The 16,877-nt window shown below is 38.0% G+C and carries 20 protein-coding genes, 2 pseudogenes and 1 other annotated feature; of the genes and pseudogenes, 2 read left to right on the forward strand and 20 right to left on the reverse strand.

Translation table 11 applies throughout. From position 1 onward, the window contains the following. Positions 1 to 215: 215 nt before the first annotated feature. Complete coding sequence (locus C9J34_RS19870) at positions 216 to 557, forward strand: hypothetical protein (RefSeq protein ID WP_107841915.1); 342 nt, start codon at positions 216 to 218, stop codon at positions 555 to 557. Between the two features lie 56 nt (positions 558 to 613). On the opposite strand, the gene C9J34_RS19875 is transcribed toward C9J34_RS19870, so the two are convergent. From C9J34_RS19875 to C9J34_RS19965, 18 genes and pseudogenes are all read right to left on the reverse strand, one after another. Continuing rightward, entirely contained in the window at positions 614 to 997 is a 384-nt protein-coding gene (locus C9J34_RS19875; protein ID WP_107841916.1) for a thiol-disulfide oxidoreductase DCC family protein, read from the reverse strand. A gap of 10 nt (positions 998 to 1,007) precedes the next feature. Beyond that, positions 1,008 to 1,877 carry a prephenate dehydratase gene (gene pheA, locus C9J34_RS19880; RefSeq protein WP_107841917.1) on the reverse strand — a complete coding sequence of 290 codons (870 nt, stop codon included), beginning with the start codon at positions 1,875 to 1,877 and terminating at the stop codon, positions 1,008 to 1,010. A 141-nt stretch (positions 1,878 to 2,018) separates the two neighbouring features. After that, on the reverse strand, positions 2,019 to 2,474 hold the full coding sequence (locus tag C9J34_RS19885; RefSeq protein ID WP_107841918.1) for an ACT domain-containing protein: 456 nt from the start codon (positions 2,472 to 2,474) through the stop codon (positions 2,019 to 2,021). An 18-nt stretch (positions 2,475 to 2,492) separates the two neighbouring features. After that, a complete protein-coding gene (obgE, locus tag C9J34_RS19890) occupies positions 2,493 to 3,782 on the reverse strand; it encodes a GTPase ObgE (RefSeq protein ID WP_107841919.1) in 1,290 nt (429 codons plus the stop codon). A gap of 5 nt (positions 3,783 to 3,787) precedes the next feature. Next, entirely contained in the window at positions 3,788 to 4,315 is a 528-nt protein-coding gene (locus C9J34_RS19895) for a Spo0B domain-containing protein (RefSeq protein WP_107841920.1), read from the reverse strand. A 177-nt stretch (positions 4,316 to 4,492) separates the two neighbouring features. Further along, positions 4,493 to 4,792 carry a 50S ribosomal protein L27 gene (rpmA, locus tag C9J34_RS19900; protein WP_107841921.1) on the reverse strand — a complete coding sequence of 100 codons (300 nt, stop codon included), beginning with the start codon at positions 4,790 to 4,792 and terminating at the stop codon, positions 4,493 to 4,495. A 13-nt stretch (positions 4,793 to 4,805) separates the two neighbouring features. After that, a complete protein-coding gene (locus C9J34_RS19905; RefSeq protein ID WP_107841922.1) occupies positions 4,806 to 5,144 on the reverse strand; it encodes a ribosomal-processing cysteine protease Prp in 339 nt (112 codons plus the stop codon). A gap of 17 nt (positions 5,145 to 5,161) precedes the next feature. Then, the gene (gene rplU / locus C9J34_RS19910) at positions 5,162 to 5,470 is read right to left on the reverse strand and encodes a 50S ribosomal protein L21 (RefSeq protein WP_107841923.1); all 309 of its coding nucleotides are present in this window, start codon (positions 5,468 to 5,470) and stop codon (positions 5,162 to 5,164) included. Positions 5,471 to 5,485: 15 nt separating this feature from the next. Continuing rightward, positions 5,486 to 5,574: a sequence feature (ribosomal protein L21 leader region), on the reverse strand. Positions 5,575 to 5,614: 40 nt separating this feature from the next. Further along, entirely contained in the window at positions 5,615 to 6,223 is a 609-nt protein-coding gene (locus tag C9J34_RS22495; RefSeq protein ID WP_238600730.1) for a site-2 protease family protein, read from the reverse strand. Between the two features lies 1 nt (position 6,224). Next, positions 6,225 to 6,761, reverse strand: coding sequence for a hypothetical protein (locus C9J34_RS19920; protein ID WP_107841924.1), 537 nt, complete (start codon positions 6,759 to 6,761; stop codon positions 6,225 to 6,227). A 238-nt stretch (positions 6,762 to 6,999) separates the two neighbouring features. Continuing rightward, the gene (gene minD / locus C9J34_RS19925; RefSeq protein WP_107841925.1) at positions 7,000 to 7,797 is read right to left on the reverse strand and encodes a septum site-determining protein MinD; all 798 of its coding nucleotides are present in this window, start codon (positions 7,795 to 7,797) and stop codon (positions 7,000 to 7,002) included. Between the two features lies 1 nt (position 7,798). Further along, positions 7,799 to 8,467 (reverse strand): septum site-determining protein MinC, encoded by a 669-nt coding sequence (locus tag C9J34_RS19930; protein WP_107841926.1) that lies wholly within the window; start codon positions 8,465 to 8,467, stop codon positions 7,799 to 7,801. 183 nt (positions 8,468 to 8,650) lie between these two features. Next, a complete protein-coding gene (gene mreD / locus C9J34_RS19935) occupies positions 8,651 to 9,178 on the reverse strand; it encodes a rod shape-determining protein MreD (protein WP_107841927.1) in 528 nt (175 codons plus the stop codon). Continuing rightward, positions 9,179 to 10,087: a rod shape-determining protein MreC gene (gene mreC, locus C9J34_RS19940; protein WP_107841928.1), complete on the reverse strand. Its 909-nt coding sequence runs from the start codon at positions 10,085 to 10,087 to the stop codon at positions 9,179 to 9,181. 12 nt (positions 10,088 to 10,099) lie between these two features. Beyond that, a complete protein-coding gene (locus C9J34_RS19945; RefSeq protein WP_107841929.1) occupies positions 10,100 to 11,119 on the reverse strand; it encodes a rod shape-determining protein in 1,020 nt (339 codons plus the stop codon). A 2,314-nt stretch (positions 11,120 to 13,433) separates the two neighbouring features. Further along, positions 13,434 to 13,544: pseudogene (locus C9J34_RS19950) on the reverse strand (JAB domain-containing protein); the annotation flags it as partial. An 854-nt stretch (positions 13,545 to 14,398) separates the two neighbouring features. Beyond that, positions 14,399 to 14,566 (reverse strand): annotated as a pseudogene (locus C9J34_RS19960) (JAB domain-containing protein); the annotation flags it as partial. A gap of 144 nt (positions 14,567 to 14,710) precedes the next feature. Beyond that, the gene (locus tag C9J34_RS19965) at positions 14,711 to 14,920 is read right to left on the reverse strand and encodes a helix-turn-helix transcriptional regulator (protein ID WP_107841931.1); all 210 of its coding nucleotides are present in this window, start codon (positions 14,918 to 14,920) and stop codon (positions 14,711 to 14,713) included. Between the two features lie 152 nt (positions 14,921 to 15,072). On the opposite strand from C9J34_RS19965, the gene C9J34_RS19970 reads away from it, so the two are divergent. Further along, positions 15,073 to 16,062: a tyrosine-type recombinase/integrase gene (locus C9J34_RS19970; protein WP_107841932.1), complete on the forward strand. Its 990-nt coding sequence runs from the start codon at positions 15,073 to 15,075 to the stop codon at positions 16,060 to 16,062. A gap of 27 nt (positions 16,063 to 16,089) precedes the next feature. Here the strand turns inward: C9J34_RS19970 and C9J34_RS19975 are convergent, their stop codons facing one another. Together C9J34_RS19975 and C9J34_RS19980 are read right to left on the reverse strand one after the other, a co-directional pair. Further along, positions 16,090 to 16,419, reverse strand: coding sequence for a YolD-like family protein (locus C9J34_RS19975; RefSeq protein ID WP_107841933.1), 330 nt, complete (start codon positions 16,417 to 16,419; stop codon positions 16,090 to 16,092). Then, positions 16,419 to 16,640: a transcriptional regulator gene (locus C9J34_RS19980; protein WP_107841934.1), complete on the reverse strand. Its 222-nt coding sequence runs from the start codon at positions 16,638 to 16,640 to the stop codon at positions 16,419 to 16,421. The genes C9J34_RS19975 and C9J34_RS19980 overlap by 1 nt, the downstream gene beginning before the upstream one ends. Between the last annotated feature and the right edge of the window lie 237 nt (positions 16,641 to 16,877).

The raw sequence follows: 16,877 nt of genomic DNA on the forward strand, positions 1-16,877 counted from the left end.
AATAACTTGTTATATTCCTATCTTAATATCTATTATTTTAACTAAATAAATTGGAAAGTATAGATATTTTTTATTATTTTACAATTCGCAGGTAAAATGGCGGTTTTTTGGTGGAATGTTGACGGTGCAAAAAGAGATTGATTATATTAAACATCAGTTATATATTTTTTACCATATAACTTACTATAAACTAAAATATACAAGGAGGTTCAATTATGAAAAAAATAGCTATAGTACTCTTATCAATTAGTTTACTTTTTGGTGGGTTTTCTACCGCTCCTGTTCAAGCTGAGACTTTAAATAAAACTTCTCTTGAAGTAAATACAATGAGCATTACAAGATCATATACTTATGAGAAGTTTTATCATAAAACCGAATCTGTTCCTACAATTCTTTACTATCAAGATCAATATGGATGGTATGGCAATTTACAGTTACAAAATGTAGTTCCATATATATGGGATCCAATGTATGTTGTAGCTTTGTATAAAGGAACTCTCACATGTCCAACAGGAACTTGCCCGTCCCCTACATCTTTAAAAATCGAAGAACAATAATCCAAAAACCGCATGAAATCAGTTCAATCTCTTGATTTCATGCGGTTTATTTATTTTTATAAAAATCGCTTGCGTATATCGGGTGATGGTAGCTCACATACTTCCTTTTTTCCAAACCAGTTATAGCGGTTTTTTGCGATTATATTGTAAGCAATATTTCGGATAGTAGCAGGTACAGCAATCAATATATAAGCAAAACGCCAGCCACCTTGCAAATGTCGTGCAATTTTTAAAGCGGCTGTTGATTGTAAATAATAACGTTCTTTTTCGATTAGGACGATGCTATCTGTTGGTGGTACATTGTAGCGTGCTAATAACTCCTGTCCAACCTCACTTTGCAACGAAGCAAAATGGAAATACGCTTGCGGATCTCGCTTAATAATAAATTGTACACTTGCATCACAAAAATGACATTCTCCATCAAACAATACAATCGCCATATCTCTCACCTCATTCTGGTGTTGTGTAACTATAATATGTACCGAGTGATTTCACTGTACAGCCAAGTGCGTGCAGCTCCTCTACGGCACCTTTCATCATCGTCTCTTCTTCATCCGCTAAAACATCAACAATAAAGAAATAATCACCTAAGCCCGTCTTCAATGGACGTGATTCAATTTTGCTTAAATTCAGCTTGCGCCATGCAAATACGGATAGCACTTGATGCAATGCACCAGATACGTCCGTTGGCAATGTCACCATAAATGTTGTTTTTGTCGTTTCACTATCCACTTTAGATAAGCGAACATTGTCCTTCGATAAGACAAAAAAACGCGTATGATTAAAATGGAAATCATGAATATTGTTCTCAACAATCGTTAGTCCGTATTTTTCTGCTGCTGCGCTATTGGCAATCGCTGCAATGCATCGTTCTGGTGTATCAGCGACAAGCTTTGCTGCTGCAGCAGTTGATGAGTATTGATGCAATGGTACACCACTAAAACGATAAAATAAATATTTATGACATTGCGCCAATGCATGTGGATGTGAATAAACCGCTTCAATGCTTTGCCAATTTTCCTCTTGCGCTGGATGCACCATTAAATGCTGCTGAATTTTTGACGTCACTTCCCCAACAACATAAAGGTCTGCCTCATGGAATAAATAGTCAACCGTTAAAGGCACCGATCCTTCCAAAGCGTTTTCTAAAGGCACAACAGCTAGCTCCACCCTGCCCTCTGCCACCGCTTCAATACATTCCGGGATTGATGCTTGTGGCATTAACCAATCATTTGGGAATAAGCCCTTTGTCGCTAAATATGTAAATGATGCTTCTGGTCCTAAGTAAGCGATACGCTTTTCCCAATTTTGTGTTGACATTGAATAGCCTCCTAACTATTTATTTCGAAATTTTCAGTTTTTATATAGAAAAAGATAGAGCTGTCCAAAAGTTATTCCCCTTTCAGACAACTACTAATGATTACTCAGTGCAAGGAGGTGCTTTTTTAGACACCTCCTCCCTTATAAAGCGCCTGAGCTAATTACTTCCGCTGATTCAATAAAATCAAGATGCTTTAAAATTCGAATTAATTCATTTAAATCGACATTCATATTTGTTACATCCAATGACAGCGTAACATTTGCTCTCCCTTGAATCGGTATCGTTTGGTGTATCGTTAACACATTGCAATGTGCCTCCGAAATCGTTTCAAGCAATTTAGCCAAGGAGCCTTTACGGTCTTGCAGTTGCAAAAATAATGTCAAAATTCGCTCTTGCACGATAGAGTGGAAAGGAAAAACGGCATCGCGATATTTATAAAATGCGCTACGTGATAAGTCAACTTCTTTCACCGCATCCCAAATTGAGGCGACAGCACCTGTTTGTAATAATTCTTTTGCCTCTAATGTTTTTTGCATCGCATCTGTCAAAACATCCTCACGCACTAAATAATAGCGCTGATTTGCTACGTTTTTCATCTTTCCTACCCCCGAGCATTAATCTACAAAATCAAATTCAAATTCCATTAAGCGAACTGTATCGCCATTTTCCGCGCCACGCTTACGAAGTGCATCATCGACACCCATCGCACGCAATTGACGAGCAAAGCGTCTAATGCCATCTTCACGGCTAAAGTCTGTCATTTTAAACAGACGTTCAATTGAATAGCCTGACAATACAAATGCACCATCATCATCACGCGTAATATCAAAGTCTTCACCTTGTTTTTCATATTTATAAAGCACTGTTGCATCAGATTCCTCTTCGGTAATCTCATGAAGCTCAAATTGTGGCGTTACTTCAAGTAAATCTGCCACTTCAAACAGCACTGCCTTCAACCCTTGACGTGATACCGCAGAAACAGGGAATACTTTCACACTATCTCCTACTTTTTCAAGGAACTTTTGCAAATTCTCCTCCGCTTCAGGCATGTCCATCTTATTGGCTACAACAATTTGCGGACGCTCTGTTAAACGCAAATCATACTGTTTCAACTCATCATTGATTGTGATGTAATCCTCATACGGGTCACGACCTTCCATGCCGCTCATATCGATGACATGGACAATTACACGCGTGCGCTCAATATGTCGTAAAAACTGCATCCCAAGACCGACACCTTGATGTGCGCCTTCAATAAGCCCTGGTAAATCAGCCATAGCGAATGAACGACCATCTTCTGTTTCGACCATTCCTAAGTTCGGTACAATTGTCGTAAAATGATAGGCACCAATTTTCGGCTTAGCTGCTGACACAACTGATAAAAGTGTTGATTTCCCAACAGAAGGGAAGCCTACTAACCCAACATCAGCTAATACCTTTAATTCAAGTATAACGTCCAGTTCTTGCCCAGGCTCACCTTTTTCCGCAAGCTCTGGTGCAGGGTTTGCGGGTGTTGCAAAACGGCAATTGCCTCGACCGCCTCGACCAGCCTTCGCAATAATTGCTGTTTGGCCATCTTCAACTAAATCCGCAATAACTGTCTTTGTTTCTGCATTCATAACAACCGTTCCTGGCGGTACTTTAACAATTAAATTTTCTGCTTTGCGCCCATGCATGCCTTTACTCATCCCATGCTCTCCGCGCTCTGCTTTAAAATGACGCTTGTAGCGGAAATCCATCAATGTACGTAAGCCTTCATCGACTTGGAATACAACATTCCCACCGTGACCACCATCACCACCAGCTGGGCCACCATTTGGTACATATTTTTCACGACGGAAGGCAACCATACCATCTCCGCCATCGCCACCTTTTACATAAATTTTCACGTGATCGACAAACATTGTTTTCACTCCAGTCCTGCGCTTAATACATAGTGTAACGAGTTTTGGGTCACTTCTATCATATCAATGCACATATGTTCTATTTCTTTTAATAGCGGCGTTTGCTCCCAATTACCAGTCAAATGAAAAATCAACTGAAATTGCGCCGTATCTGATTTTGTTACAATTTGAAGCTGATGCTCAGCATATGCATCGAGCCCATCATAAATATGGATAACTGTATTTTCCAAGTATTGCACTATCGTTTCATCAAGCGTTGGCTGATTGACCGCTTGTTTGACATCGCTATAAAGCTTTAATTCAATCGCTGGGAAGCGCCAAGCAAATGTTTGCAGCCATTCTGAAGTTCGTGGTAGCTGCAATTTATTGATATTTGATAGCATTTTACTATCATTTGCAATATCTTTAATGATTTGCTTTGCTTCTTCAATACGCTGTAAATCTAAATTCATTTGAATTAAATTTAGCTGATTTAAAAAATCGTGATTGGCAAAACGCAATACTTCATTAATGGTTAACGGCTTTATTGTCATGTACTACACTCCAATCAGTATCGTTATTAGTATAACAAGTTTTGCAGCTTTTTTCCCTAAAACAACATAGAAAAATTTGCGCTTTTCAATACTTAAGAAAATTTCAATCATCCATTGATAGAAAAAAGGCTGACGCGTAAGTATAAGCTTTACGCGTCAGCCCCTATTTTGCAACCCTTATGCTTCTTGAGCTGTTGGGTATACAGATACTTGTTTCTTGTCGCGACCTAAGCGTTCGAATTTAACAACGCCGTCAACTTTAGCGAATAAAGTATCATCTCCACCACGGCCTACGTTTGTACCTGGGTAAATTTTTGTACCGCGTTGACGGTAAAGAATCGAACCACCAGTTACGAATTGACCATCAGCACGTTTAGCGCCAAGGCGTTTTGACTCAGAGTCACGTCCGTTTTTTGTAGAACCTACACCTTTTTTAGATGCGAAAAATTGTAAGTCTAATGATAATAATAAGTTCATTGCGATGCACCTCCTAGACCATTTTATATTTCAATTCAATGAAGTCTGAATAACTAGCTGTCATCGTATAAAACTGTGTCACCATAGTATTCAGAATCATTTGAAGCTTATCGTCTGTTTCAGACTCTAAGTCATTCGGGATCGTTACTTTTAAGTAGCCTCCCTGTTCCCCCTGCTCTACTTCAGGTGTGATTCCTGTAAGTTGCGGAATAGCATTGACAGCACCAAAGGCGATGGCAGATGCGCCAGCACATACTAAATCACGTCCGTAAACGTCAGACAGGGCATGACCTGAGATTTCAAATCCATACGATTTGCGATTTTCATCGCTATAAATAGTTACCGTAATCATGCGGTTCACCTCTAAAATTAAGCGTTGATTGTTTCAACCACTAATTTTGTGTATGGTTGACGATGACCTTGTTTACGACGGTAGTTTTTCTTCGCTTTCAGTTTGAAAACAGTAATTTTTTTAGCGCGACCTTCTTTTACAACTTTCGCTGTAACAGTTGCACCAGCAACAGTTGGAGCACCAACTTTAACTGTTTCTCCACCTACGAATAAAACTTTGTCAAATGTTACAACTTCGTCAGCAGCTACACCTAGTTTTTCAACATAGATTTCTTGACCTGCTTCAACTTTGATTTGTTTACCACCAGTTTCAATAATTGCGTACATTAAAATGCACCTCCTCTTTAGACTAAGACTCGCCTGTTACTATCAAGGTGTTAGCAAATTTTCTGCTAATCTTAGGCACCTTGCCAGTGCGGTTGTAGCGGGTGCTACAAACAATAACATTAAAATACTACCATAAGAAAAATACTACGTCAACCTATTCAAAACAATTTTCTCATAAGCAATATGGTATTTTCGATACTTCCATTCCCCTAGTACATTCATCCATAATAAAATGCTCAATAGTAGAATGGGAAGAGACTTTGGCAGCAACATGAATGCGACTACTGCAATTATAGTAAAAAAACAGAGTGAAAGCGATAAAAAAACCTCATAAATTTTCGCTCTTGGAAATAATGTAAGCAGCGTATAACAAATAATTTTCCCTCCATCAAGCGGTAAAAATGGCAATAGATTTAAGCATAATAAATAAAATTGCGCTTTCAAAAAGGGTTCCGCAAGAAGAGGTGGTAACCATATACAGCTCGCCATTCCAATAAGCGTTGCACAAGGTCCGCCAAATGCGATAATGAGCTTTTGTAAGTATGTTCCCTCTTGCTGTAGCTTAATCTCCCCTCCATAGGGCATAATCACACAACTTTTGAGCTGTAAGCCAACAGCCTTCGCTGCTAATAAATGCCCTACTTCATGAATGATTAATGAGCATAAAATAATACTATAAAGTGCGATATTACCCGTAAAAACCATTGTCAACAACACAACAAGCAATAAAGGATGAATTGTTATGCGGAGCATACTACATCTGCTCATTTAGCCAAGCTAATGTTTGTTCTAAATCAAGCACTTGGCTATCTTTCTCTATACGAACATATAAATCACCTGCTTGCTTTGTTGCGACATGTTCATTTGTCGCAATCGTTGTATATGGCAACAATGAAAAACTATCGATAAAACCATATGTGACCGTTGTGTTATCATCATAAAAAATCGAAATAGTTTGTCCTGTTTCTTTCGTGTAACCAGTAAATACGACAATCCCATTTTGCAATGCAAAAAGATTTACCGCTTGTTCATAGGTCATTAAATATCCTTGATCACTTGGTTGAATAGCTGTGAAGCTAAGCATTTCTCTACGCTCTGGATAATCGGCTACCTCTACCTTCTTCCCTTCGAAAATCGTGATGTTCCGCAGCGTATTACGCATAAAGGTTAAGTCGTCTTGACTATAAACGATACGTTTAATAACACTCGTCGTTTTCGTTTCTGGCAATTGTGTTGTTCCCCACACAACTACACAAAATATAAAGGCAATTCCCCACCGCCATCTTTTCATGCCACCATCCTATCGTTTTTAACAGTATATGCGCTAGCCTACAAAAAAACCGCACTGCTTTTTTGCAAATGCGGATTAAATAATATGAAAGAAAATGATTTAAAAAAAGTAGCCCAAAGTCATTTTGAGACATCCTTTTTGCATTAGGAATGGTAGACAGTACACCGAATTCCTCAAAATAGTTAACATAGAGATTAGAATTGTCAAAAGAAATATCCTTCTTGACAGCTTCTACATCCTATTTCGTAAATAGGGATTTAATTTTTGCAAATACGCCTTTCGCTTCTGGCTCTATCGACATCAGTGGCACAGACTCCCCTAAAATACGACGCGCAACATTGCGGTAACCTAAAGAAGCTTTATTATTCGGATCCATAACGATTGGCTCACCTTTATTAGACGAGCTAATCACATCCTCGCTATCGATAATAATACCGATTAAATCAATGGATAGATGTGTTGTCACTTCCGTAATGTCCATCGTATCTCCCGATGCCATTAAATGCTGACGAACACGGTTAATAATTAATTTAGGTGCTTCGATTTCCTCTTGCTCTAAAAGTCCGATAATTCGATCAGCATCACGCACAGCAGAAATTTCTGGTGTCGTCACAACGATTGCTCGATCTGCTCCAGCTACTGCATTGCGATAGCCTTGCTCTATTCCAGCTGGACAATCGATTAATACATAATCAAAATCGCTTTTTAATTCGCTAATTAAGCTCTTCATTTGCTCAGGCGTCACAGCGTTTTTATCTGTTGTTTGAGCTGCGGGTAATAAAAAAAGTTTATCATCTACTCGCTTATCCTTTACAAGTGCTTGATGCACTTTACAGCGACCTTCTATGACATCAACTAAATCGTAAATAATACGATTTTCTAAACCTAACACAACATCTAAATTACGCAAACCAATATCTGTATCTACTAAGCATACTTTTTTTCCTTGAAGAGCCAATGCAGTACCGAGGTTAGCGCTTGTTGTCGTTTTTCCTACGCCACCTTTTCCCGAAGTGATTACGATTGCTTCTCCCACATTAGCTTCCCCCTTTAAATGTTGTAAAAGATGGACGGATTTCCTTTACTTTTTGAATACGATCATAAGAAATTGTCCCGCTTTCATTAATATACGCACATAGCTGGTCCGTATTATCCTTAACCACTTGCTGCTCATTTGACATTACTTCCACATGGTCTGCGATCAAGACATGTGTCGGCTCAAAATGAGAGGCTGTAATGACCGCTTTTTCATTGCCTTCTACACCAGCATGTGCAATGCCTTTTAGCTTACCGAGAACATAAATATTGCCACCAGCTTCAATACGGCCATTTGGATTGACATCCCCTAGCACGATAATATCACCTGTAGCTCTAAGCACTTGGCCTGAACGCACAATGCCGACATATGTATCGCACTTTTTTTGTAGTACCTTTTGATTGCTCTCTTCAATTGTTAATACATCACTTTGCACTTTTGAAACAATTAAGTTTCCCTGTTGCTGCACAATTTGAATAAGCTCTTTTTTTTGTGCACTTGTGCAATAACGGGTACCTAAATGTAATTGCACGTCTAATTTCCCTTCAATTCCACCTTCAGAAGCTTTGTGTGCTAGCTCCTCTAACAGCTCTGTATAGGCACATTGATCATCAAGCCGAAGTATTAAACCGTCCTTTGTTCCTTTAATATGGACGAGCTGTTTTTTCATGATAGTATGCCACCTCACACTCCATTATCAATTATCCATTGCGCCAAGGTTAACTCTAGTTTAGCGCTTTTCGAGTCCACGCAGGAATTTTTTTAATATCTATCCACAAATTACACAATCATTGTACATGTTTGAATGGCTACTTAGTCCAATGATGAATGGAGATCAATCAGTATTATTACGTTAAGCCCCACTACGTGCACGCTGTAAAACTCGCTTGTTAATTACATATTTAAACACCCAACCAAGCATTGCTAAAAATAAAAGATTAGCAACAATTGTCGGGATTAAGCGACTATTAAGAAACGTCTCGAAGGTCATCGGGGTGAAATTGATTAAAAAGAAAAATTCATATAGGACAACTTCCATCGATGCAACAAGCATAACTGCCAATATAGTAGTAATAATCAAATGTTGATGAACGTATTTTACACTCCAACCCGCAAGAAAGCATATCAATGGATATAAAAATGTGTACAACCCAATAATATCAATATAAAACACATCATACAACAATCCAAAAAACAGACCATACAGTACCGCCCGTTTACGATTATAGTAAATTGCGACAAAGATTAAATATAAAATTAAAAAACGCGGTACTAAAAAAACGAGTTGTTCACCTATCACAATCCGTGAGAACTTCGCGAACATTGGCTCTAATAAAAATAATAATACTGCAACTGTCGGGATGAGTAAACGAATAAACATCTATTCCTCTCCCTCTTCCTCTGGCGGATCAGTTAAATTCACATTCGTTCCTTTGCCGTCTGAACCATCAACTGAAGTCATTTGACGTTTAGCAATAATCACATTTTCCAGCATTGAAAAATCTGCCGACGGCTTGACGTATGCCATTTTTGTTAAGCCAAAATCTTCTGTTGTCACTTCTGTTATTTCACCAATTAAAATACCTTTCGGAAAAATACCACCTAAACCTGATGATACAACCTGCTCGCCAACTTTCACTTCAAAGCTAGAATTAATGCGCTTTAAAATTAATTCGTTACGCTCATCATCATATCCTTCAACCAAACCAGAAATATCTTCGCTTTCACCTTGTACAAGTGCCGATACACGATAATTTGCATTGTTCGTATATAGCAACTCCACTTCAGATGTAAATGGTGTCACAGCAATAATTTTACCAACTAATCCTTGTGCTGTCATGACAGCCATATTTTTTTCAATCCCATGAACTTGGCCTTTATTTAAAATAATTTTCTCTTCCCATTGATCAGGGTTTCGCGCAATTACAGTTGCATGAATCGGCTGATAATCTCGCAAGCTTTCTTCCTTGTCAATTAACTCACGAAGCTTTTTATTTTCTGACTTCAATCCATCAACCTCAGATTGTAAAACAACAAAATCTTCAAGTCGACTTTTCAAACGTTTGTTTTCATCATACGTATTTAGCAAGGCTTCGATATTACCATAAATACCTGTTATGTAACTTGTTGGCTTTGCGACAAGGGATTGTGCAAAGCCAACAGTATCTTTAATAATTTGTTGTGGTAATGTTGCATTATGACGGTTGCTTAACGAGAAGCCAATCAATGCCACTAGAAAAACTGTGCTAACTAATAACACGATAATTTTTTTATTTGAAAAATGTGGCATTGCTTCATCACCTTATCCTTTTAATTGCTGTGCGCGAATTAAGTCGATATTGTCTAACGCCTTACCTGTTCCAATCGCAACACAGTCTAATGGACTTTCAGCAATAAATACGGGCATATTTGTTTCAGCACTAATGACTTTATCTAAGTTTTGCAATAGCGCACCACCGCCTGTTAAAACGATGCCTCGCTCCATGACGTCTGCTGATAATTCAGGTGGCGTTTGCTCTAATGTACGCTTCACACCATCAATGATGGCTGTTACTGCTTCACGTAAAGACTCTGAAATCTCTTGTGCAGAAATTTCAATTGTTTTCGGTAAACCTGTAACAAGATCACGCCCTCGAATATCCATCGTTGCTGTATTTCCTTCCGCACGTGCACTACCAATCTCCATTTTAATTGCCTCAGCTGTACGCTCACCAATCGTTAAATTATATGTTTTGCGAATATAAGCAATGATTGCTTGATCCATCGCATCACCGCCAATACGAACTGATTCACTCGTTACAATACCACCAAGTGAAATAACGGCTACTTCGGTTGTACCGCCACCGATATCAACGACCATCGAACCTGTTGGATCCCACACTGGTAAATTTGCACCAATTGCTGCAGCAAAAGGCTCTTCAATTGTAAATGCATCCTTAGCACCAGCTTGACGTGATGCGTCAATTACTGCGCGCTGTTCAACTGACGTAATGCCATATGGCACGCAAATCATAACATTTGGCTTTTTCCAATTTGAGCCTGAGTTTTTTAACGCTTCTTTTAAATAATATTGAATCATCGCTGTTGTAATATCAAAATCTGCGATTACGCCATCTTTCATTGGACGAATTGCTACAATGGAGCCTGGTGTACGTCCAATCATATTTTTGGCATCATTACCTACTGCCACAATATCGCCTGTTTTGACATTTTTCGCCACTACTGAAGGCTCACGTAAAACAATTCCTTTTCCTTTAACAAAAACTAGTGTATTTGCTGTGCCTAGGTCAATCCCGACATCTTTATTTCCAATTCCGAACAATTTCTGTACTTCCTTTCCTAATAAACCGTGTTTTTTTATTTTTTTGTAACGAAGCTGTTATGTCACCATATTATTTACAGCATAATGCTTATCTAAACGATACGCTTAATTATAGCGGATAAAAGCTAAAAATTATAGTGTGATATATTGCTAAATACGATAAATATCGATTTCTTTTATCCACTTTTCTATTGTATTCGTTCTAACAGTATGAAACAAATGAAAAATCGCCCACTATTTTTACAGTTACATTGCAAAATTATGACGAAAAAGCGCGAGAAAGGTTCGTTCATAAGACGAATTTTTCTCACGCTTCTTAAATTATACAAGAAGAAATTCCATTTTTCATACAAATTAATTATATTAAGGTTCATCACCAAAAGTCGGGGATGGACCAATACAACACAATAAAATCAAAATTCATACAGTTCCGAGTGCCTGTATTTTATTTTAACAGGTATATTATTTCCATCATCAATGTAAATAGCCCTAACAATAGAAACCCTACCCCTATTGCCGTGATATATCCATTTTTCTTCTTTTTCATTTTTAGCAAGTAAGTACCACTAGCTGTAAATACTATAAACATTAAAAGAAATCCACTAGTTATTAACCATAACATTAAATAATTCTCCATTTCTTTTACTTAATCATATTACAAGTCCTTCATTTTACAAGAAAATCGCTCAGGAAATTCCAATAAAAATACAAAGTGTTGCCATATAATCTTTTACAACTTCTTCGAAAGTGCATTGATTAAATGGCAACTCTAAGATGATGTGGACATGATAAATTAAGCAGTCTGCTAAAGTTACCATTAAATTTGAATCAAAGAATATTTGATTTCATTGATTAAATTTAAGATCTATCGTTCTCCCGCACTGTTCAATTTAAACTCGCTCAACTACATATATCCTTTTTCTTTCATGCTGATGTATTGATGATTGCCGATAATTAATAGTGATAGGTAAGAGACAACCGCGACATTACTCGTTTGGAGCTCTTTTCCCCCACTTCACACCGTACGTGAGACTTTCACCTCATACGGCGTTCCATCAATCTCTTTCTTTAGGTAAAGTTCAACTTTTCTCTAAAACCTAGGATTTTTTCCATATTGCTTTTCCGACTAAGGAATAATATTTTGTGCTATGAATCATTTGGTGGCAATGCTCGTGCATGGATGCAAGATTTGGTACTCGATTTATTTCTTCTAATGGAAGTCTGGGGTTAATATGATGAATTCGAATATTCTCCCCTTGAAGTATTGCTATACATACTCGACGAATTTACTTACATCACCTTCGATTATTATCCAATAATGTGTACAATATCGGTTGTCCTTAAAGAAATGTATAATCTTATGATAATCTTTTTATAGAATGTCCGGCTTTATTAACTTATGGTCACTACCAGAAGTACGACTTCCTTTGTTTACTTTGATTCAGTGGATAGCCGTTACAATCGTTGTCTCGCTTGCCATTAGTTCAAGTAAGTTTTTGTGGCCGGACAATTTTCCTGTCTGTTGTATACTTTCAATAGTTTTCTTATAAAGCTCATCCTGCTTTTCTTGTAATTCCTGTTCGGTTTTTAGTTAGTTAGATTGTTGTTCCATTGCGAATCCGCCTTCTGGGGAGTATGCAAGGTTTTAATCAGGTGTGCTCAAGCGACTTCCCTAACGAGTTGAATTTACTAAAAAAATGAAACTGACTATGCCCCTTCGCTCCATTTCCATTACAGAAATTTCAACACTACTACGGGCTGCTGCCCCACAGATTCAATTGTCATTTCCTACAATTTAGATGCTTTGAGGTTAACTCCTCTTGTCATCATCTTCTGTGGTTCCGTTGTTCCTTACACCCTAGCTTTTCATGACTGTTTTAGCTGTCCTCTTTAACCCGTTAACCATCTTTTTGTCCACTGTTGGCAGGACGTAAGACACTATTCCTTTGCCGGAGTAGTACAGATTTTGCAACCACAAATACAAAACCCACGATTAAACTTCATTAATTCGAAGCGAGAAACTTCATTTCGTTTCCCGGTGCCTTTACGAGCCGTACATACGAGGATTCCTGGTGAGTCAGCATGACAGTTTTATAGCCTCCCGCTTACTTCACTAACCACTTCGCAGGTCTGTTTTTAAGCGACTTTACCGAGCTTCATACACAAAAGTAGTTAACCATCTGTGCATGTCGGAGCCTCAGAGCATCGTTACCAACATTTAACGATGAGTTGGAATTTAACCAACCTATTCAGGCGTAAAGTTCAAAGATACATATCTTTGCCTAGTTTTATTGCACATTTCTATGCAGATTGTCTAGGAACAACGCACACCGTGATCAAGAAGCTCGATGCCAATAATTAGTCCTGCCTCTTGCAATCGCTGTGTTACTTCAATATCCTCAGGGCTTGGTGTAGCATTGCCAGAAGATAGCAATAGGTAAGGCTTTGATGTTATCTCCACCTTTTCCCCTGCTCCATACCGTGCATGCAACTTTCATTGCACACGGCATTCTATCGTTACTCCACTCTTTCATTTTTCTCAATTGAAATGCACTATCTCTCAAAGTCTATCACGCTCCATTCATGATTCGTGACCTTTTGAGTCGTACGAGAATCTTTGAGGTGTTTGAGTTTTAATAGTTTAGATATAACGACTTGAGGCTGTTGCTCTACTTCCATTACAGAAGCTTCAACGCTCATGCCTCTACTCTCACTACCATAAAAGGAAGTTATAGATTACTCCTTTTTCTTCCTACCACTTCATCCGTGTGTGTCCACTCCATGTCAGTAGCTTTCCACGTTCCCTTTACTCTATCTATGTCCTAACGTAGGTGCTAACTCTTATCTGGTGTCCTCTCCACCGCCTTTAACAGTGCATGGTGCTTTCGAAACCATCATACTTACTCGCCCACGGAACACGCTTGTATCTTCCAACAAGCCCACTCATTTCTAAATGGTCACACTCACAGATATTTCATTCGCTAGTTCGCCAGTGTTTAACCACATTCTCACCATATTAGGTTTTTAACGACCCCCGACCTATCCGCTACAGCCACTACCTCTAGTGACATTTCGGTTGCTATTCCTAGCACTACGGTAGCATTCAGCCGACTTCACCGAGCTTCACACCCCATTCTTATACACAAAAAAATGACGCATGTCGGAGTATTAGGGTAGGCATTTCAAGGCGTTACCCTCTCATTTCACCTATCGAATAAAGAGTTCATAACTCTCTTACTTGTCTTAAAGACGTTCAGACAGCATGCGTAACCTTTTCAGTTACGAACATGTCGCACGATGGTTATGTGCACAAATAATTGAAGCAGCGGAACGCTTGATAGCTTCGCGATACAGTTCTCTCGGATGGACTATGCTCGCATTAAGCGAGCCAATAAAAATTGTTTGTTTATGGATAATTTGATTTTTGGTGTTGAGGAAAAGAGCGACCAATCTTATATAAATACAAATAAAATTATGAGCATCTGTATCAAAGACAATACAGATGTTTTTTTCATATGTTCAAAATAGATAAACCCAGACACCGCCCATGTTGAAATATTCAACTTGAGAGTGTCTGGGTTTATTTAACGTTTATATTTTACGGCCATCTTTTAATATGAAATGTATTTCCAAGCCTACACCTAATATTTCTGCAATTTGTAAAAGCTCTTTCTCACTAAAGTTATCTCGCTTTAATTTCCCTGACAAATTTGGCTGCGATGTTCCTAATTTCTCGGCTAATTCCGAGATTGTCATATCAGATGCAGCGAGTAGCGTCTTAATTTTGTTCGACATTGCCATTTTTCACACCCCTTTTTTAAATCTATTAAGTACACTATACCTTAAGTATAACCGAAAATAAATATTTTATAACTTTAAAATTATAAAAAACTTTACAATATAATTATAAAGTTATATTATATAACTACAAACAAATATAAGGAGTGATAATCTTGTCGAAACTTCATTTAATCCATGAAATCGAAACTACTGTAAAAATGGTTGCTGCCACTGAATATGACCATGTGAAACTCGCTCATTATTTAGATGATTTATTATCCAACTATCGAATTGAAGCCAAAGACAGCGAAATGACCAATAACGACAACACGGATTACATCCATATGTTTTTAAGTAGTTTACAGATTGAAAATTACTCTCAACATACACTTAAAAATTATCGTTATGAGCTTAATCGCTTTAAAAATAAATTAAACAAAAACTTGCTAAAAGCAACAACTGCGGATATACGAGCTTACTTAGCAGCGCATAGCCATCTTAAAATAAGTACGATTGTAACGAAAATAGATACACTTTCAAGCTTTTACACCTGGTTAGTTAAGGAAGAAGAGCTTTTAAAGAACCCTTGCTTGAAAATCAAGCGACCACGTTTAGAGAAAAAAGTTCGTGAAGGCTTAACAATCATTGAACTTGAAAAAGTACGTGCAGCATGCGAGGATGCACGACAGAGGGCATTGATTGAGGTGTTTTACTCGACAGGCTGTCGTCTGGACGAACTGCGCAAATTGGACATAGACGATATCAACTGGCAGAGCAGCAGCGCTATTGTCTACGGAAAAGGCAGCAAAGAACGTCGTGTATACTTAAGTGAAAAGGCTAAGTATTATCTCAAAAAGTATTTGGACACTCGTACAGACGATTGTCCTGCCCTCATTGTTAGTGAGCGCCGACCATTCCGTCGCTTAACAAAAGAAGGAATACAATACCAGATCAAAAAGATTCGTGATGCTGCTCAAATAGAGAAGCCCCTCCACCCACATATTTTACGTCACACATTTGCACAATTATCGCTTGACAACGGCATGGAGCTAGCAGACTTGCAAGCGCTCATGGGGCACGAAAAAGCTGATACAACAGCACGTTATGCGCAAGTGAGTGAGGAACGTAAGCAATCCGCATTTAAAAGGTTCCATGCTCAATAAAGGTCGCTAAAAAGTGGCCTTTATCTTTTAGAAATATTCATTCAAATTGGCACCATGTATATCACTTAATGCAATAGACTTTACTTCATTTAATGTTTCCAATAGTAATGCATTATTATTAATCGATTTTATAGTACCGCCTAATTTCACATATCCATTTTCTCTCCACACGTCAAAGACAATTGCTGTATTTTCATTTATAGCTCTTTGGATGGTCATTTGTAAATCTTCAAGCTCCCAATCGCTCAACGATTTAGGTTGTTCCTGCGTCAATTCGTTATCCATTTTGCGCAATGCAGCCACATGCTCCGTCATCATCATACCTTGCCATTTCTTTATTCCTCGGTCTTTTAACATTAAATTACTCTCCTCTCGCTTTTGATGATTGGAGCTACAGCAAGAACATTATCGATGATAAAAGTACGTTTTGCACGCTTATTAAAGCAATACACTTGCACGGTATCACCAGTTATCTTAATAATTCTCACACGACGCTTTGAGATTTTACTATCTCTGGCTATATACATTACATCAATCAATTGACTATATTTCATTGCTTTTATAAGTTGATCACGCATTCCTACCACTCCTCGCAAAGAACGTTTGTTTGCTTTTATTATAGAACAAACATTCTTATTTAATGACAGGTAATTTATGTATTCACAAGTTGCTTTTTGTTTTGAAAAATAAATTAAAAAGTATTTTATATTCCACTTGAATTATATCTCAATTGTGTTATAATTAAATTAACAAAATGAAACGGGAGGAATTGAAATGAAAAACGTTATGGTTCGTGCGTGGGAAATTGCAAAGGA

Source organism: Metasolibacillus meyeri (assembly GCF_003049505.1).
Lineage (GTDB): Bacteria > Bacillota > Bacilli > Bacillales_A > Planococcaceae > Metasolibacillus > Metasolibacillus meyeri.